General features: G+C 74.7%; 16 protein-coding genes. 9 read left to right on the forward strand and 7 right to left on the reverse strand.

What is annotated here, in order from left to right:
* Positions 1–26: 26 nt before the first annotated feature.
* The 3 genes from CCE02nite_RS02460 to CCE02nite_RS02470 all read right to left on the reverse strand — a co-directional run bounded on the left by CCE02nite_RS02460 (position 27) and on the right by CCE02nite_RS02470 (position 2,980).
* Complete coding sequence (locus CCE02nite_RS02460) at positions 27–1,028, reverse strand: ABC transporter substrate-binding protein (RefSeq protein WP_141387844.1); 1,002 nt, start codon at positions 1,026–1,028, stop codon at positions 27–29.
* Positions 1,029–1,154: 126 nt separating this feature from the next.
* Positions 1,155–2,015 carry an ABC transporter ATP-binding protein gene (locus CCE02nite_RS02465; protein ID WP_141387846.1) on the reverse strand — a complete coding sequence of 287 codons (861 nt, stop codon included), beginning with the start codon at positions 2,013–2,015 and terminating at the stop codon, positions 1,155–1,157.
* Positions 2,016–2,095: 80 nt separating this feature from the next.
* Complete coding sequence (locus CCE02nite_RS02470) at positions 2,096–2,980, reverse strand: endonuclease/exonuclease/phosphatase family protein (protein ID WP_141387848.1); 885 nt, start codon at positions 2,978–2,980, stop codon at positions 2,096–2,098.
* A 129-nt stretch (positions 2,981–3,109) separates the two neighbouring features.
* Between CCE02nite_RS02470 and CCE02nite_RS02475 the strand changes: the two genes are divergently transcribed.
* From CCE02nite_RS02475 to CCE02nite_RS02485, 3 genes are all read left to right on the forward strand, one after another.
* Positions 3,110–3,742 carry a nucleotidyltransferase family protein gene (locus CCE02nite_RS02475; protein ID WP_141387849.1) on the forward strand — a complete coding sequence of 211 codons (633 nt, stop codon included), beginning with the start codon at positions 3,110–3,112 and terminating at the stop codon, positions 3,740–3,742.
* 83 nt (positions 3,743–3,825) lie between these two features.
* The gene (locus CCE02nite_RS02480; RefSeq protein WP_141387851.1) at positions 3,826–4,275 is read left to right on the forward strand and encodes an SRPBCC family protein; all 450 of its coding nucleotides are present in this window, start codon (positions 3,826–3,828) and stop codon (positions 4,273–4,275) included.
* Between the two features lie 189 nt (positions 4,276–4,464).
* Entirely contained in the window at positions 4,465–5,169 is a 705-nt protein-coding gene (locus tag CCE02nite_RS02485; RefSeq protein ID WP_141387853.1) for an esterase/lipase family protein, read from the forward strand.
* Positions 5,170–5,178: 9 nt separating this feature from the next.
* Here CCE02nite_RS02485 and CCE02nite_RS02490 read toward each other — a convergent pair whose 3' ends face one another.
* Both CCE02nite_RS02490 and CCE02nite_RS02495 read right to left on the reverse strand, forming a co-directional pair.
* Positions 5,179–7,395 (reverse strand): HelD family protein, encoded by a 2,217-nt coding sequence (locus tag CCE02nite_RS02490; protein ID WP_255318588.1) that lies wholly within the window; start codon positions 7,393–7,395, stop codon positions 5,179–5,181.
* Positions 7,396–7,497: 102 nt separating this feature from the next.
* On the reverse strand, positions 7,498–8,379 hold the full coding sequence (locus CCE02nite_RS02495) for a TrmH family RNA methyltransferase (RefSeq protein WP_141387855.1): 882 nt from the start codon (positions 8,377–8,379) through the stop codon (positions 7,498–7,500).
* A gap of 90 nt (positions 8,380–8,469) precedes the next feature.
* On the opposite strand from CCE02nite_RS02495, the gene CCE02nite_RS02500 reads away from it, so the two are divergent.
* The 3 genes from CCE02nite_RS02500 to CCE02nite_RS02510 all read left to right on the forward strand — a co-directional run bounded on the left by CCE02nite_RS02500 (position 8,470) and on the right by CCE02nite_RS02510 (position 12,143).
* Positions 8,470–8,721, forward strand: coding sequence for a type II toxin-antitoxin system Phd/YefM family antitoxin (locus CCE02nite_RS02500; protein WP_141387857.1), 252 nt, complete (start codon positions 8,470–8,472; stop codon positions 8,719–8,721).
* Positions 8,718–9,131 carry a type II toxin-antitoxin system VapC family toxin gene (locus tag CCE02nite_RS02505; protein WP_141387859.1) on the forward strand — a complete coding sequence of 138 codons (414 nt, stop codon included), beginning with the start codon at positions 8,718–8,720 and terminating at the stop codon, positions 9,129–9,131. Before CCE02nite_RS02500 ends, CCE02nite_RS02505 begins: the two co-directional genes overlap by 4 nt.
* Before the next feature lie 87 nt (positions 9,132–9,218).
* Positions 9,219–12,143: a cation-translocating P-type ATPase gene (locus CCE02nite_RS02510; protein ID WP_141387861.1), complete on the forward strand. Its 2,925-nt coding sequence runs from the start codon at positions 9,219–9,221 to the stop codon at positions 12,141–12,143.
* Here the strand turns inward: CCE02nite_RS02510 and CCE02nite_RS02515 are convergent.
* On the reverse strand, positions 12,043–13,215 hold the full coding sequence (locus tag CCE02nite_RS02515; RefSeq protein WP_141387863.1) for a glycosyltransferase: 1,173 nt from the start codon (positions 13,213–13,215) through the stop codon (positions 12,043–12,045). The genes CCE02nite_RS02510 and CCE02nite_RS02515 overlap by 101 nt on opposite strands.
* Positions 13,215–14,270: a phosphodiester glycosidase family protein gene (locus tag CCE02nite_RS02520; protein WP_141387865.1), complete on the reverse strand. Its 1,056-nt coding sequence runs from the start codon at positions 14,268–14,270 to the stop codon at positions 13,215–13,217. Before CCE02nite_RS02520 ends, CCE02nite_RS02515 begins: the two co-directional genes overlap by 1 nt.
* Positions 14,271–14,422: 152 nt before the next feature.
* On the opposite strand from CCE02nite_RS02520, the gene CCE02nite_RS02525 reads away from it, so the two are divergent.
* From CCE02nite_RS02525 to CCE02nite_RS21320, 3 genes are all read left to right on the forward strand, one after another.
* Complete coding sequence (locus tag CCE02nite_RS02525; protein WP_141387867.1) at positions 14,423–16,189, forward strand: FAD-dependent oxidoreductase; 1,767 nt, start codon at positions 14,423–14,425, stop codon at positions 16,187–16,189.
* Positions 16,186–16,545 (forward strand): rhodanese-like domain-containing protein, encoded by a 360-nt coding sequence (locus CCE02nite_RS02530; RefSeq protein ID WP_141387869.1) that lies wholly within the window; start codon positions 16,186–16,188, stop codon positions 16,543–16,545. The genes CCE02nite_RS02525 and CCE02nite_RS02530 overlap by 4 nt, the downstream gene beginning before the upstream one ends.
* A 106-nt stretch (positions 16,546–16,651) precedes the next feature.
* On the forward strand, positions 16,652–16,768 hold the full coding sequence (locus CCE02nite_RS21320) for a DUF8730 family Cys-rich protein (RefSeq protein ID WP_503826121.1): 117 nt from the start codon (positions 16,652–16,654) through the stop codon (positions 16,766–16,768).
* The last annotated feature ends 2 nt before the right edge of the window (positions 16,769–16,770 follow it).

Consider the following 16,770-nt stretch of genomic DNA (forward strand, 5'->3'; position numbering starts at 1 on the left):
GCGCCCGGTGGTGGTGCGGAGGGGTTTCAGGCGGCCGTCAGCGCGTCCACGACCGCGTCGGCGTAGGCCGCCGCGGACAGCGGGCCGCCGAACATCCAGATGCCGTCGGGCAGACGGTGCACGTTCCCGGCCGTGACGAACGGGAGCTGCTCCCACACGGCGTTGCCGGCGAGGCCCTCCTCGAACGGGTTCGCCTCGGACTCGCTCGCGACGTAGAGGAACTGCACGTCGCCGAGCTGGGTCAGGCCCTCGACGTCGGTCTGCGCGAGGCCGTAGTCCGGGTCGCCGCCCTCGGTCCAGGCGTTGACGAGCCCGAGCTCCTCGCCGATCGCGCCGAAGAACGAGCCGGGCGTGTACATGCGGATCGAGACAGCGCCGTTCGTGATCCAGCCGTCGGCCATGACGAAGTCCACCCCGCCGACCCCGGCCTCGTCGAGCGCCGCGGTGGCCTCGGCGATCTTCGCGTCGTAGGTCTCGAGCGCCGCGGCGGCCTCGTCCTCACGGCCCGTCACCGTGCCGAGCGTCTCGACCGTGGAGCGCATGTAGCCGATCGGGTCCTCGCCGTCGGAGCCGCGCAGCGTGAGCACCGGCGCGACCTCCTCGATCTGGGCGATGACGTTCTCGGGCAGGTCCGTCGTCGTGACGACGAGGTCCGGCTCGAGCGCGGAGATCGCGTCGAGGCTGGGCTCGCCGCGCGTGCCGACGTCGGGCGTGCTCGCGTCGATCGGTGCGACCGTGTCCCACGTGTTGTAGCCCTCGACGTCGGCCTGGCCGACGGGCTCGACGCCGAGCGCGACGAGGTTCTCCGTGAGACCCCACTCGAGCGAGACGATGTCGGTCGCCGGGGCGTCGAGCGTGACCTCGCCGCGCTCGTCGGTGACGGTGACGGGGCCCGAGGCGGCGTCGGTCGTCGCGTCGGCGGCGTCGTCGGCTGCCGCGGGGTCCTCGGTCGTGCCGCACGCGGTGAGCGCGAGCGCCGTGGCGAGCGCGAGGGCGCCCGCGGCGAGGGAACGGGTGGTCGAGCGCATGGGTGTCCTTCGGGTTCGGTCGGTGCCCGGGCCGTGCCGCGTCGGGCGGGCCGGTGGGCCGCGCGTCGGGGCCGGGCGGTGGGTCGGTCGGTGGGTCGGTACGAGGTACGTCGTGGGGTGCGGAGGTCAGACGAGGACGGCCGCGTCGACCCGCGCGGCGTGCCGCCCGAGCGGCTCGCAGCACGTGCGCCCCGTGAGGGGGTGCGTGTAGACGTCGACGTGGATGCCGTAGACCTCGGTGAGGAGCTCGGACGTCAGGACCTCGTCGGCGGGCCCGGTGGCGCGCACGACGCCCGAGTGGAGCAGGACGACGCGGTCGGCGACGGAGGCCGCCTGGTTGAGGTCGTGCAGCACGACGCCGACGGCCACGCCGTGCGCCGTCGCGAGGTCGCGCACGAGGTCGAGCAGCTCGACCTGGTAGCGCAGGTCGAGGTACGTCGTCGGCTCGTCGAGCAGGAGCACCTGCGTGTCCTGCGCGAGGCACGTCGCGAGCCACACGCGCTGGAGCTCGCCGCCCGAGAGCTCGTCGACGCCGCGGTCGGCCATGGTCGTGATGCCCGTGACGTCCATGGCGTGCGCGATCGCGCGCGGGCCGTCGGGGTCGTTGGAGCGGAACCGGCCGCGGTAGGGGTGGCGGCCGTACGCGACGACGTCGCGCACGCTCACGCCCGACGGCGTGGGCCGGCTCTGCGACAGGAGCGTCACCCGTCGGGCGAAGTCCTTGGGGTGCAGCGCGAGCGCGTCGGGTGCGTCGTCGAGCGCGACCGTCCCGGCGTCGGGACGGTGCAGGCGCGCCAGCGAGCGCAGGAGCGTCGACTTGCCCGAGCCGTTGGGCCCGATCAGGGCGGTGACGGCTCCGGGCGCGAGCTCGAGCGCGGCGCCGTGGACGACCGTGCGCGCGTCGTAGGACAGCCGCAGGTCGTGCCCGGCGAGGGCTGGGGCGCCGGGCGCTCCGGCCGGGCTCGGGACAACTGAGGTTCCACTCACATAGGTGAGGCTAATCTATGCCGCCGGGTCCGAACCAGACCCTGCCACCCGTGTGACGCGCTTCACGAGAGACCGCCGCGTCAGCCCTCGGCCGTCGGTGCGGCGCGACGGCGCCGGTCCCCCGCGCCGGCCGTCGGGGGTGCGTGGTCCTCGTCGGCCGCGTGGGCACGCGTCGGGGAGGCGTGGTGCTCCCCGCCCAGTGCCACGGGGACCACGAGCGCGCGGTGGTCGGACAGGCCGGTGTCGATCGCGATCCCGGGCTCCGTCGCACGTACGGCGCCGTGGGCGAGCACGTGGTCGAGCTGGCGTGCGGGCTCGCCGACCGGGAACGTCGCGGCCGAGGCCAACGGTCGCCACCCGCTCGTGCGAGCTGCCTGCGGGGCCTCGATGTTGAGGTCGCCCAGGAGCACGACCGGCTCGCCGTCCGGGGTCTGCGCGGCGAGCGACCGGGTGAGCCGCACGAGCTGGGTGAGGTTGCGCCCGGGCACGAACGTCAGGTGCGTGCACGCGACGGTCAGCGGACCGCCCGGGGTCTCGACGCGCGCCACGAGCGCCGCGCGCGGCTCGTCGCGCACGAGCGTCGGCAGGCGGCTGCCGGGGAACCGGACCGGGACGCGCGTGCGGGGCGGGGGCAGCAGGACCGTGCGCCACGCCATGACGGGGAACCGGCTCACGACGGCGATCCCGTAGGCCGCCCGGCCCGGCTGGTGCTCCCCCGTCGGCGCGGTCCACACGCCCGGCTCGCCGACGAGCGTCGCGACGAACCGGTGCTCGACGGCTCCCGCCGCCTCCGCCGCGACCGCCGTGAGGTCGGCGCGGTGCGAGCGCGGCTGGTCCCGGTCCACCTCCTGGAGCGCGAGCACGTCCGCGTCGAGGTCGCGGACGGCGCCGGCGAAGCGGTCGACGTCGACCCGGTCGTCGACGAGCGACCGCCCGTGCAGGATGTTGAACGTCGCGAGGCGCACCCTCCCGATTCTGGGCACGTCGGCGCGGGGTCGCACGCGCTCGAGCGCGTGCGGCATCGTGCCGCGGGCGGCGCGTCATGAGGGCCCGTGCGACGTGCCGGCGCACCGGGGGTGGTGTAGACCCTGGGCATGGTGGACGACAGGGACGCGCTGCACGACGGCCTCCGCATGACCGCCGCGGCGCTCGCCGAGGCCGAGATCCCGCACGCCCTCGTCGGCGGGTACGCCGCGTGGGCGCGCGGCGCGCCGGAGCCGAGCCACGACGCCGACTTCGCGATCCGCGAGGTGGACGTCGACCGCGCGCGCGAGGTGCTGCGCGACGCCGGGCTCGAGATCACGGAGCCGACGGAGAACTGGCTCTTCAAGGCGTACCACGGCGGCGAGCTCATCGACATCCTCTACCGGATGGTCGGCGAGCCGATCGACGACGACCTCCTCGCCCGCACCGACGAGCTCGAGGTGCTCGCGGTCCGCATGCCCGTGCTGTCGGCGACCGAGATCATGACGTCGAAGCTGCGCGTCGTCGGCGAGCACTACTGCGACTTCTCGCGACTGCTGCCGGTCGCGCGCGCGATGCGCGAGCAGATCGACTGGCCCGAGGTCCGTGAGCGGGTCGACGACAACCCGTACGCGCGCGCGTTCCTCTTCCTGCTCGACGAGCTGGGCGTCGTGGACGCCGAGCAGATGGGGGACGACTCGCTCGGCGGACGGCGCACGTCGGCGGAGCCGGCGTCCGGGGACCCGTCGAACGCCCTCGAGTGAGCGCGCGTCGTCTCGACGCGCGAGCGAACGCGACCCCGGACAGGGTGAAGAGGTACCGCCCGCTACCCCTGGAGGTCACACCGATGAGCACGGTCACCCAGTCGATCGACGTCGACGTCCCCGTCCGCACGGCCTACGACCAGTGGACGCAGTTCGAGGAGTTCCCCCGCTTCATGGAGGGCGTGGAGGAGATCCGTCAGCTCGACGCGACGCACACGCACTGGAGGACGAAGATCGGCGGTGTCGAGCGCGAGTTCGACGCGGAGATCACGGAGCAGCACCCCGACGAGCGCGTCGCGTGGAACAGCACGTCCGGCCCGGACCACGCGGGCGTCGTCACGTTCCACCGGCTGAACGACACGCAGACCCGCGTGACCGTCCAGCTCGACTGGTCGCCCGAGGGCGTCGTGGAGAAGGTCGGCGACGTCCTCCAGCTGGACGAGCGCCGCGTCAAGGGCGACCTCGCCCGGTTCAAGGAGTTCATCGAGTCCCGCGGGGCCGAGACGGGCGCCTGGCGCGGAGACGTGAGCTGACGTCCCGACGCGCAGCCCGCCGGTCACCGGCGACATGACGGAGCGGGTCCGGGTCCCCGGGCCCGCTCCGTCGCGTCCGGCGTCGCCCGCCGCGCGCGGGTGGGACTCCCCACGTCATCCTGGTGCGATGACGGCGCACGCCCCGACCCGCCTGCCTCCCGCGGTCGTGCTCGTCGCGGGAGGGCTCGCGTGAGGGCGCCGCGGTGGGCGGGGACGCTGCGGTTGCGCGACCGCGCGGCGGACTACGCGTACGTGGTGGCGCGCCAGGTCGCGGGCGTCGTCCGGCCGCGACGTCCCGTCCCGCGCGGCCCGGGCGGCCACGGCCCCGTCGTGCTGCTGCCCGGCGTGTACGAGACGTGGCAGCTGCTCGCGCCCGTGGCGACGGCGCTCGCGCGCGCGGGGCACCCCGTCCACGCGGTGCCCGACCTCGGGTACAACCGGCGCCCGTTCGCCGAGGCCGCGGATCGCACGGCCGCCTTCCTCGTGGGGACGGGTCTGCACGACGTCGTCCTCGTCGCGCACAGCAAGGGCGGTCTCGTGGGCAAGCGCGTCATGCTGTCCCCGGCCGGGTCGCGCGTGGCCGGCATGGTGGCCGTCGCGACGCCGTTCAACGGGTCGAGCTACGCGCGCTACCTCCTGGGCCGCACGTTGCGCGCGTTCTCCCCGCGGGACGCGGCGCTGCTCGCCCTCGCCGCGGAGCACGAGGTCGACGCCCGGATCACCGCCGTCTACCCGCGCTTCGACCCGCACATCCCGGAGACGGGCCGGCTCGAGGGCGGGCGGAACGTCGAGTTGCCCCTCGCGGGCCACTTCCTCCCGCTCGGCGACCCGTCGCTCGTGGAGGTCGTGGTGCGGGAGGTCGACCGGCTCGCCCGGTCGACCTCCCGCGACTGAGCGGGGACCTCAGACCCGGCCGGACGGCGCGCCGACGGTGACGCGCGCGAGCTCCTGCGTGCAGCGGGTCATCGCGACGTACAGCCCGTTCCAGCCGCGCGGCTCGGCGGCGATGCCGTCCGGGTCGACGACGACCACCGCGTCCCACTCGAGCCCTTTCGCCTCCGAGGTGCTGAGCACGGGGACCCCGCGCACGGCGGCGCCCAGGTGGCTCAGCCGGTCGCGCGGCGCCACGACGCCGACCGAACCGCCGTCGTACCGTTCCGCGAGGCGCGCCACCTCGGCGGCGACCGCCGTGCCCAGCGCTGCGTCCGAGGTGCCGGCGGGCACGACGACGTCGCGCGGCGGGACCCCCGCGTCGCGCACCGCGCGGGGCGGCGCGTTGCGGCTGCCTGCCGCGCGCAGCACCGGCCCGACGAGCTCCATGACCTCGCGCGGTGTGCGGTAGCAGATCGTCAGGTCCGCGCGGTGCCAGCGCTCGCCGAAGACCGGTGCGACGACGTCCGCCCAGTCCGTGTGGCGGTGCGGCGCCTCGGTCTGGTCGACGTCCCCGACGGCGGTCACCGAGCGCGTCGGGCAGCGGCGCAGCACCATGTGCCACTGCATGGGCGAGAGCTCCTGCGCCTCGTCGACCACGACGTGCCCGTAGACCCAGCCGCGGTGCGTCGCGGCCCGCTGCGCGAGGAACTCGCCCTGTTCGCCGGGTGCGTCCGGGGTGCCCAGCGCGTCGGCGAGCGCGTCGAGGAGCGGGACGTCGCTCGGCGCGAGGCCGGAGGGCTCGCCCGTCACCCGACGGACCTCCGCGGGCGTGAGCTCGGGCGCGTGCCGCGCGAGCAGGGCGGCGTCGCCGAGCAGGTCGGCGAGCGCCGTGCGCGCGTCCGTGACGGGCCACCACGCGTCGTGGACCGCCGTGAACCCGGCGTCGCGCGCGAGCTCGCCGCGGAGCCGGTCGAGGTCGTCGTCGGTGAGCTCGCCGTCGACGTCGCCGCCGCGCGCGCCGGTCGTCGGGGCGCGGTCGTCGCGCGCGGCGAGCCCGGCGTCGAGCTTCCCGAGCACGTCCTCGAACCCCTCCTCGACGCGTTCGAGCAGCTCCGCGTGCCGCGCCGCGGCCTCGTCGACGAGCGCGTCGAGCAGCAGGTCCACGGCCCGGCGCCGCGCGGCGAGCACGCTCCGGCCGCCCGCGCGGGCCGCGCGCAGGACCTGCCCGACCCGGGCGGCGTCGAGCGTCAGCGGCTCGCCGTCGAGGCGCACCGTGAGCGCCCGCGCGTCCGGGACGAGGGAGTCGGCGTACCGGGCGACGACGTCCTGCCAGAGCGCACGGCCCTTGAGCTCGGCCACGTCGCGCGACTCGTCGCGCTCCGGGGCGGCCCCGGGCACGAGCGTGTCGCACGTGGCCGACACGACCGCCGTCTCGCCGAGCGCAGGCAGCACCTGGGCGACGTACTCGAGGAAGCGCGTCGACGGTCCGAGCAGGAGCACGCCGCGCTCCGCGAGGTGCGGTTGCGTGAACAGCAGGTACGCGACGCGGTGCAGCGCGACGACCGTCTTTCCCGTCCCCGGGCCGCCCTGCACGACGAGCGTCCGCTCGGCCGGGGCGCGCACGATCGCGTCCTGCTCGACCTGGAGCGTCGCGACCGCGGTGCCCATGCGGCCGGTCCGGCGCTCGGAGAGCGCGGCGAGCAGCGCGCCCTCGCCGACGAGACCGTCCTCGTCGTCCGTCCCGGTCGCCGAGCCGTCGAGCGGCTCGTCGTCCACGCCGGTGACCCGGTCCCCCGCCGTCCGCACGTGCCGGCGCCGCGCGAGGCCCTGCGGCTCGCGCGCGGTCGCGGTGTAGAAGGCGCGGGCACCGTCGGCGCGCCAGTCGAGCACGAGCGGGTCCGCGTCGTCGTCGGACGCGGCGATGCCGACGCGCCCGACGTGGCGCGTGACGCCGTCCACGGTGTCGACGCGGCCGAAGACGAGGCCGCTCTCCGCGCGCTCGAGCTCGGTGCGCCGACGGCGCAGGCCAGCCCGCCGCGAGCGCTCGACGACGTCCTCGGCGCCGGGGAGGTCCGGGTCGGCGCGGACGGCGAGCTGCGCGTCGAGCTCCGCGAGGAGCTGAGACCGGCGCGCGAGCGCTGCGTCGAGGTGCCGCTGCTCCTCGGCGACGGCGTGCGTCGCAGCGTCGGGAGGAGCGGCGTGGGACAGTGCGGTGTCAGGCAGGGACGGGGAGGGCTGGACCGGCACGGAACCTCTTCTCGTACGACGTACGGACACGGGCCCAACGTGTCGCCACGCCCGATTGTTCCCGGTTGCCGGACGCCGATCTCCGAGACGGGCCAGCCAGCGTCAGGGCACGCGCGTCGCCCAGAACGCGACCGCCGACGCCGCGGCGACGTTGAGCGAGTCCACTCCCCCGGCCATGGGGATCGTCACGACCCGGTCGGCCGCCTCGATCGCGCCGCGCGACAGCCCGTCGCCCTCCGTGCCGAGCACGAGCGCGAGTCGCTCGGGCGGGTCGGCCACGACCTCGTCGAGGCTCACCGCGTCGTCGGCGAGCGCGAGCGCGGCGACGACGAAGCCCTCCTCGCGCAGCACGTCGAGCCCGCCCGGCCACGTCTCGAACCGCGTCCACGGCACCTGGAACACCGTGCCCATGCTCACGCGCACCGAGCGCCGGTACAGCGGGTCGGAGCAGCGCGGCGAGACGAGCACCGCGTCCACGCCCAGCGCGGCGGCCGACCGGAAGATCGCGCCCACGTTGGTGTGGTCCACGATGTCCTCCAGCACCGCGACCCGCCGTGCGCCGGAGCCGCCGCGGGCCGCCGAGAGCAGGTCGTGGACGGACTCCAGCGGCGGACGGTGCATCGCCGCGAGCGCCCCGCGATGCAGGTGGAACCCGGTGATCGCCTCGAGCACGTCCGGCGCACCGACGTAGACCGGGACCTGCTCGCCGGTCCCGCCTGGCGCGTCGTCGAGGGGCAGTGCGGCGATGTCGTCGGCGAGGTCGTCGAGCCAGCGTTCGGCCATGAGGAACGACCGCGGCCGGTGCCCCGCGGCGAGCGCGCGCCGGATGACGGTCGAGCTCTCCGCGATGTAGAGCCCCTTCTCCGGCTCGTGCTTGGACCGCAGCGCGACGTCGGTCAGGCGGTTGTAGTCCGCGAGGCGGTCGTCGGCGGGGTCGGTGACGTGTACGACCCGCAGGTCGGCCCGGGTGCTGGTGTCGCTCACGCGTCGATTCTCCCAGCACCGCCAACAAGCCTTGGCTCTGCCAGATGTTCTGTCTAGACTGTCCAGACAGGACGAGGTCCGGAGGGTTATATGAACTGGCAGGTGCAAGACGCGAAGCAACGCCTCAGCGAAGTCTTGCGAGAGGCCGAGAACGGTCCGCAGGTCATCACACGGCACGGAAAGGAGATCGCCGTCGTCGTCGGGATTGACCTCTACCACGAGCTCGCCGGGGTCCGCGTAGAGCTCGCCGACTACCTCCTCCAGGCCCCTACGACGGACGACCTCGAGATCGTTCGTGACCGGACTCCGTTGCGTGAGCTCGATCTCGGGATCGATGCGTGAGGTACCTGCTCGACACGAACGTCGTCTCCGAGCTCGTACGACCCCGCGCGGACGGGCGGGTCGTCGCCTGGCTCCGCGGGCTCCGGACCCATCAGATCTACCTCTCGGTGCTGACCCTCGGTGAGATCCGCACAGGAGTCCAGCGCCTCGTGCCCCGCGATGCCTCACGGGCAGCCGCACTCGAGACGTGGGCGCTCGGTCTTGAAGAGACGTACGGGGACCGGATCCTCCCCGTGACGCTCGAGATCGCGCAGCGCTGGCCCGCCGTGCACGCGACGCGTCCGCTGCCCGTCGTCGACTCGTTGCTCGCCGCGACCGCGCTCGCCCACGGGCTCACCGTGGCGACCCGGAACACCGAGGACTTCGTCGACAGCGGCGTTCCCGTCGTGAACCCGTTCTCCTCGCGCTGACCCGTGACGTGGCCTGACCGGTGACGTGGCGCGGCTCACGGTCTTTCGCCTCTCGCGCGATCCGGGCATCGGGGGTCGAATAGGGGCATGGGATCCGCGCCGGACGCAGCACCGACCCCCGCCACGACGGACTCGTCGACCTCCGCAGGCACCGTCGAGCGACCGCTCGACGCGCCGTGGTCGCGCCCGCCCGACGAGGTCCTGGCCGAGCTGGGCACGGACGCGGGCGGGCTCTCGAACGCCGACGCCGCGGCGCGCCTCGCTGAGGTAGGGCCCAACCGCCTGCCCCCGCCGCAGCGCGACCCGCTGTGGAAGCGGATCCTCGTCCACTTCGACGACGTCCTCATCTACATCCTGCTCGTCTCGGCGGTGCTCAAGGCGATCCTCGGCGACTGGGTCGACTTCACGGTCATCCTCGCGGTCGCGGTGATCAACGCGGCGATCGGGTTCATCCAGGAGGGTCGCGCGGAGAGCGCGCTGGAGGGCATCCGCAACATGCTGTCGGTCAACGCGGAGGTCCGGCGCGACGGCGCGTGGGCGCGCGTGGACGCCGACGACGTCGTGCCGGGAGACGTCGTGCGCGTGCGCTCGGGCGACCGCGTGCCCGCGGACGTGCGGCTGATCCAGGCGACGAACCTGCGCGTCGAGGAGTCGGCGCTCACGGGCGAGTCGGTCGCGGCGGCCAAGAAGGTCGACGCCGTCGGGGCCGACGCGGGCGTGGGCGACCGGTCGAGCATGCTCTTCTCGAGCACGCTCGTGGCGGCGGGCCAGGGCGTGGGCGTCGTCACCGCGACCGGGACCGCGACCGAGATCGGCCGGATCCAGACGATGATCTCCGAGGTCCGCGGCCTCGCGACGCCGCTCACGCGCCAGCTCGACCGGTTCGGCAAGCTGCTCGCGGTGCTCATCCTCGCGATGGCCGTCGTCATGGTGATCATCGGTCGCGTCTTCCACGACTTCACCGTCCCGGAGCTGATCTCGGCGTCGATCGGCTTCGCGGTCGCCGCGGTGCCGGAGGGACTGCCCGCGCTCGTGACGATCACGCTCGCGCTCGGCGTGCAGCAGATGGCCCGCCGCCGCGCGATCACGCGCAAGCTGCCCGCGGTCGAGACGCTCGGGTCGGTGACGACGATCTGCTCGGACAAGACGGGCACGCTCACCAAGAACGAGATGACGGCGCGCACGGTCCGCACGAGCGGGCGCACGTTCGCGGTCGCGGGCGCGGGGTACGCGCCCGTCGGAGACGTGAGGGTGCCCGACGACGCGTCTCGCCCCGGGGCGCCCGGCGCACCGGGCGAGGTGGACGGCTCGGGCGACGCACCGGCGTCGGGCACGCGGCACGCCGACCTCGCGGACGATCGGGACCTCGCGGCGCTGGCGACCGTCATGATGCTCTGCAACGACGCGCGGATCGTCCCCGACGAGTCGGACGCCGACGGCTGGCGGCTCGTCGGCGAGCCGACCGAGGGCGCGCTGCGCACGCTCGGCATGAAGGCCGGCGTCGACCCCACGGGGTGGCGGCGCGTCGCCGTCGTGCCGTTCGAGTCCGAGAACAAGTTCATGGCGACGCTCGACGCCGACCCCGACGGCGGTCTGCACGTGCACGTCAAGGGCGCGCCGGACCGCGTGCTCGACCGCTGCGCGGCCCAGGTGGCCGAGGACGGCGGCACGGAGCCGCTCGACCGGGCGTTCTGGGAGGCGCAGATCGACGCGCTCGGCGGCCGCGGCCTGCGCGTGCTCGCGGCCGCCCGGCGGACCGCGGCCGCGGGGACGGACGACCTCGACGTGGCCGACGTCGCGGACGGGCTCGAGCTGTGCGGGCTCGTCGGCATCGTCGACCCGCCGCGGCCGGAGGCGATCGAGGCCATCGCCGAGTGCCGCGACGCGGGCATCCGCGTGAAGATGATCACGGGCGACCACGCGGGTACGGCCCTCGCGATCGGTCGCGAGATGGGCATCGTGGACCCCCACGACGGGACCGGCGAGAACGCCGCGCCCGCCGTGCTCACCGGCCCCGAGCTCGAGGAGATGAGCACGGAGAGGTTGCGCCAGGTCGTGCGCGACGTCGACGTGTACGCGCGCACGAGCCCCGAGCACAAGATCCGGATCGTCTCCGCGCTCCAGTCGCACGGGGAGGTCGTCGCCATGACGGGCGACGGCGTGAACGACGCCCCCGCGCTCACCCAGGCGGACGTCGGCGTCGCGATGGGCATCAAGGGCACGGAGGCGACCAAGGAGGCCGCGGAGGTCGTGCTCGCCGACGACAACTTCGCGACGATCGAGCGCGCGGTGAAGGAGGGGCGGCGGATCTACGACAACATCCGCAAGTCCGTGCTCTTCCTCCTGCCGACCAACGGCGCGCAGTCGCTCGTCATCCTCGTCGCGGTCCTGTTCGGCCTCACGCTGCCGCTCCAGCCGGTCCAAGTCCTGTGGATCAACATGATCACCGCCGTCACGCTGTCCCTCGCGCTCGCGTACGAGAAGGCGGAGCCCGACGTCATGCGCCGCGCCCCGCGCGACCCCCAGGCGTCGATCCTCGACGGCGCCTACGTGCGCCGCATCCTGCTCGTCTCGCTCCTCATCGGCGGCGCGACGATCCTGCTGTTCTACGTCGAGCGGGCTCAGGGCGTCCCGCTCGCCGAGGCCCAGACGACCGCCGTGACGATGCTCGCGCTCGGCCAGCTCGCGTACCTGTTCAACTGCCGGTTCCTCGACCGGTCGAGCCTCACGCTCGACGTGCTGCGCGGCAACCGCGTCGTCTGGATCTCGGCCGTGACGCTCCTCGCGCTCCAGGCCGTGTTCGTCTACGCGCCGTTCATGCACTCCTGGTTCGACTCGGCCCCCATCGACGTCGTCGAGTGGGGCAAGACGCTCGGGCTCGCGATCGTCGTGTTCCTGCTCGTCGAGGTCATCAAGTGGGTCGGCCGGCGCTGGACCGCGCGCGACCACGTGCCCGCTCTCGTCGAGCGGCACGACGGTCGGCACGGCGAGCGGCGCCTCGACCAGGGCTGAGACGCGGGAACACGACCCGCCGCTGCACCTCGTAGCTCGTCGCGACGAGCGCCGCATCGGTGCCGACCTTCGCCGCGACGAGCGGCACGCCGAGCCCGGTCAGCAGCGCGAGCAGCCCGTAGCTCGCCGCGAGCAGCACGACCGCGAGCGCCGCGTACCGCACGACGGCGGCGCGCAGCGGGACGTCGCGCCCGCCCGCGAACACGAGGCGGCGGTTGACGGCGAAGTTCACGCCCGCGCTGAGCAGTCGCGCGCCCACCACGGCCGCGAGGAGCGACCCGGTGAGCGCGTGCAGCACGAGCAGCGCGACGACGTCGACCGCGGCCGACCCGAGCGACGACGCGGCGAACCGCAGCAGCGGTGCCCACACGCGCAGCGAGTCGGCGACGGGCCGGAAGTGGGAGGACGCGTTGTCGTCGAGGTAGACCGTCGCGACGTCCACCTCGACGATCCGGCGGCCCGTGCGGGTCGCGTGGAGGAGCGCCCGCAGCTCGTACTCGTACCGGTCGCCGCGCACGGCGAGCAGGTCGTCGAGCAGGCTCGGCCCGTAGGCGCGCAGACCGGTCTGGGTGTCGCGCACGCGGGTCCTCGTCGCGGCCGTGAACGCCCAGCGCGTCGCGGCGTTGCCCAGACGGCTGCGCAGCGGGACCTCGCCCCCGAGGCGGCGCGCGCCGAGCACGACGGCGTCGGGCTCGCTCTGCGACCGCGCCGCCACGCGGAGCACGTCGAGGACCGTGTGCTGCCCGTCCGCGTCGGCGCACACGACGCCGTGGCCGGGCAACCGGTCGCGCACCCACCGGACGCCGGTGCGCAGCGCGTGACCCTTCCCGCGGTTCACCGGGACCGTGAGCACGACGGCGCCCAGCGCCCGTACCGCGCGGAACACTCCCCCGCACCGCCGGTCGCTGCCGTCGTCGACCACCACGACCGGCAGCCCGGGGACCGCGGCCCGCAGCGCGTCGACGAGGGCGACGAGGCGCGCGTCGGGCTGGTACGCCGGGACGACGACGGCGGTCCGGGCGGCGTGCGCAGCGGGCACCGCGGCAGCAGAGTGCGTGGTCGCGGCCGCCATCAGGCACCGTCCGCGACGTAGAGCACGTCGGACGTGCCGCGCTCACGACCCTGCGACGGGCTGTTGACGACCTCGCCGTCGAAGTACAGGGTCGAGGACCCGCCGCCGTCGATGTTGTACGCGGTCGTCGCGCCGAGGTCCTGCACGATCCCGGCGAGCTCCGTCATGGTCACGCCGCGGGAGTAGCCCTCCTGGCGGCCGTCCACGACGACGAGGACGAGGTGGTTCTCGTCGACCACCCCGACGGCCGTTCGCGGCTGCTCCCCCTGGATCGAGTGGTTCCCGACGTTCGTGTCGACCTCGACGTCGTCGACCCCGGACACGACCTCGCCGTCCTCGACGAGCGCGGGCCCGAACGACAGCGTGTTCCAGACCCCGGCGTCGACGAGGCTCTGCGCGTCGGTCGCCGTCTCGTCGTAGACCTCGACGTGGCCGTCGCGGTAGAGCGCGAGGCCCTCGCGCGCGCCCTCGTCCCGGTACACGACGCCGTTGCGGATCACGATGCCGGTGTCGCGGAAGCCGTAGTAGTCGCCGTTGATCGCGAGGACGGCGTCGTGGTCGGCGGCGATGTCGGACGTCGTCTCCGTGATGTTCGTGCCGAACGCGTCCTGGGCGAACGCGGAGCGCAGGTCCGTCATGTCGGAGAGCACGACGTCGGCCACGTAGTACGTCACGGTGTCGTCGCCCGAACCGGTGATCACCCGGGAGAGCGTGATGCTCGTGCCGTCGGACGTGTACGTGTCGCCGTCGACGGTCGTGGTGCTGGTCGAGGCGTCGTCCGAGCCGTCGGTCGAGGCGCTCCGGCCGTCACCCGCCGTGGCCCCCTCCGACGCCCTGCTCGACGCGTCGGCGCCCAGCGCCGCCTCGTACGCCGACACGTCGGCGATCTCGACGTGCTCGACGACGAACCGGTCCAGCGCCCACGCCGTGGCGCCTCCCAGCGGGAGCAGCACGGCGAGGACGACGACGAGCGCGGCACGCCACCGTCGTCGGCGTCCGGTCGCGGGCGGCTCAGACGGTGCGGGCGGGGCGGGGTGCGGGGTGGGGATGCTCATGAGCCGTGTCTACGGAGCGGGCGTGTGCTGCCGGGATGGCACGCCTGTTCGTCGGCTGTGAGCGGTCGCGCGGTCGCCCGGGTCGCACCGTGACGGACCTCTCAGCCCGCCAGCTTGCGTCGGTGGATACCCCCGGGGGTATTGTGTGAGCCATGATCCCCTCGACCCCCGGCTCGACGACCCACCCGTCCGACCCCGACGGCGCGCGCCGCGTCGTCGTCGTCGGCGGCGTCGCGGGCGGCATGAGCGCCGCCGCGCGCGCCCGCCGCCTCGACGAGCACGCGTCGATCGTCGTTCTCGAGCAGTCCGACCACGTCTCGTTCGCGGGCTGCGGCCTGCCGTACCAGGTGTCCGGCGAGATCGCGGACCGCGACACCCTCCTGCTGCACTCCCCCGCGTCGCTGCGCGCGAGCCTCGACCTCGACGTCCGGACCCGGCACCGCGTCACGGCGATCGACCGGACCGCGCGGACCGTCACCGTCGCGGCCGAGAGCGGGACCTACGAGCTCCCGTACGACGCGCTCCTGCTCGCGCCGGGCGCGACCACCGTCCTCCCGCCGGTCGAGGGCCTCGACCATCCGGCGGTGCACACGCTGCGGACGATCGCGGACCTCGACGGGCTCGCCGAGCGGCTCGCGGGCCTCGAGGCCGAGGTCGCGGCGGGGCGCACCGCCCCGGTGCGGGCCGTCGTCGTCGGCGCGGGGTTCATCGGGCTCGAGGCCGTGGAGGCGCTCGTCACCCGCGGGCTGTCCGTCGACGTCGTCGAGCGCGCCGAGCAGGTGCTCCCGCCGCTCGAGCCGGACCTCGCGCCGCTGCTCGCGGACGAGCTGCGCGACCACGGCGTCGGGCTGCACCTCGGGACCTCCGCGAGCGCCGTCGTGCCACGGCCCGCCGGCGCGGACCACGCGGTCGCGCTCGAGCTCGCCGACGGCACGGTGCTCGACGCCGACGTCGTGCTCGTGAGCGTCGGGGTGCGGCCCGCGAGCGACCTCGCCGCGGCCGCCGGGCTCGCCCTCGGGGAGCGCGGCGCGATCCGCGTCGACGCCGACCAGCGCACGTCCGACCCGCACGTGTGGGCCGTCGGCGACGCGGTCGAGGTCGCGCACGCCGTGACCGGGGCGACGGGCCCGGTCCCGCTCGCCGGTCCTGCCAACCGCCAGGGTCGGCGCGCCGCGGACTCGATGCTGGGCCACCGGACGACACCGCAGGCGCCCGTGCTCGGCACCGCGATCGTCCGCGTGTTCGGGCTCACCGCCGCGGTCACGGGGCCGAGCCACGCGAGCCTCACGTCCGCCGGCGTCGCGCACGAGCAGGTGCGGGTCCACGCGGCCCACCACGCGGGCTGGTTCCCCGGCGCCGAGCCCGTGCACGTGACGGCAAGCTTCGCGCCCGACGGCCGCCTGCTCGGCGCCCAGGCCGTGGGCCGCGCCGGGGTGGACAAGCGCATCGACGTCCTCGCCACCGCGCTGCGCGCCGGCTTCGCCGCCGACGACCTCGCCGAGCTCGAGCTCGCGTACGCACCGCCCTACGGCGCCGCCAAGGACGTCGTCAACATGCTGGGGTTCGTCGCGCAGAACGTGCTCGACGGCACGATGCCGCAGTGGCACGCGGCCGACCTCGACGAGGTCGTCGCGACGTCGCTCGTGCTCGACGTCCGGTCGCGCGCCGAGCACGCGGGCGGCCACCTCGACGGCGCGCTCAACGTGCCGCACACCGAGCTCCGCGAGCGCCTCGACGAGGTGCACGCCGCCGCGGCGGGGCGCCCGGTCGCGGTGCACTGCGCGAGCGGCGTGCGCTCCTACCTCGCGACCCGTGTCCTGCTCGCCGCCGGGCTCGACGCGCGCAATCTCTCCGGCGGCTGGCTCACCCTGACCACCACGCCGCGCGCCGCGCGCACCCTCGAAGGAGTCCCCGCATGATCGACCGTCTCCGCCGGCTGTTCTCCCGCTCGTCCGACGACGGCGGCGTGCGCCCGACCGTCGACGCCACCACCGCGGTGCAGCTCGTCCGCGACGGCGCGACGCTGCTCGACGTGCGCGAGCGTGACGAGTGGCGCACCGGGCACGCGCCCCAGGCCGTGCACGTGCCGCTCGCCGACGTCCCGTCGGCCGCGCCGCGACGTCTGAAGGACGGCGCGACCGTCGTCGTCGTGTGCGCGTCCGGGATGCGCTCGCGCACCGCGGCCCGCCAGCTCCGGTCGCTCGGCTACGCCGCCACGAGCCTGTCCGGCGGGCTCGGCGCGTGGCAGGCCGCGGGCGGAGCCGTGCGACGCTGATCCCGCACCACCCGACCGCGAGCCCTCCCCGGAGGGCAGCACCGACCGAACCCCGAACCCGAACCCCGAACCCCGAACCCCGAACCCCGAACCGAGGAGACATACCGTGTGCAGTCCCGCACTGTGCCGCACGTGCGGCAAGACCACCTGGACCGGCTGCGGCATGCACGCCGACGAGGTCATGGCCGAGGTGCCGCCCGAGCAGCGCTGCACCTGCGGCTGACC

It is taken from the genome of Cellulosimicrobium cellulans, from assembly GCF_006539945.1.
In the GTDB taxonomy this organism is placed as follows: Bacteria; Actinomycetota; Actinomycetes; order Actinomycetales; family Cellulomonadaceae; genus Cellulosimicrobium; species Cellulosimicrobium cellulans.

Coding starts and splice junctions, on each gene's coding strand:
- CCE02nite_RS02460 (WP_141387844.1), bottom strand. CDS start 1,028: ATGCGCTCGACCACCCGTTCCCTCGCCGCGGGCGCCCTCGCGCTCGCC.
- CCE02nite_RS02475 (WP_141387849.1), top strand. CDS start 3,110: ATGGTGGACGACAGGGACGCGCTGCACGACGGCCTCCGCATGACCGCC.
- CCE02nite_RS02480 (WP_141387851.1), top strand. CDS start 3,826: ATGAGCACGGTCACCCAGTCGATCGACGTCGACGTCCCCGTCCGCACG.
- CCE02nite_RS02500 (WP_141387857.1), top strand. CDS start 8,470: ATGAACTGGCAGGTGCAAGACGCGAAGCAACGCCTCAGCGAAGTCTTG.
- CCE02nite_RS02510 (WP_141387861.1), top strand. CDS start 9,219: ATGGGATCCGCGCCGGACGCAGCACCGACCCCCGCCACGACGGACTCG.
- CCE02nite_RS02515 (WP_141387863.1), bottom strand. CDS start 13,215: ATGGCGGCCGCGACCACGCACTCTGCTGCCGCGGTGCCCGCTGCGCAC.
- CCE02nite_RS02520 (WP_141387865.1), bottom strand. CDS start 14,270: ATGAGCATCCCCACCCCGCACCCCGCCCCGCCCGCACCGTCTGAGCCG.
- CCE02nite_RS02525 (WP_141387867.1), top strand. CDS start 14,423: ATGATCCCCTCGACCCCCGGCTCGACGACCCACCCGTCCGACCCCGAC.
- CCE02nite_RS02530 (WP_141387869.1), top strand. CDS start 16,186: ATGATCGACCGTCTCCGCCGGCTGTTCTCCCGCTCGTCCGACGACGGC.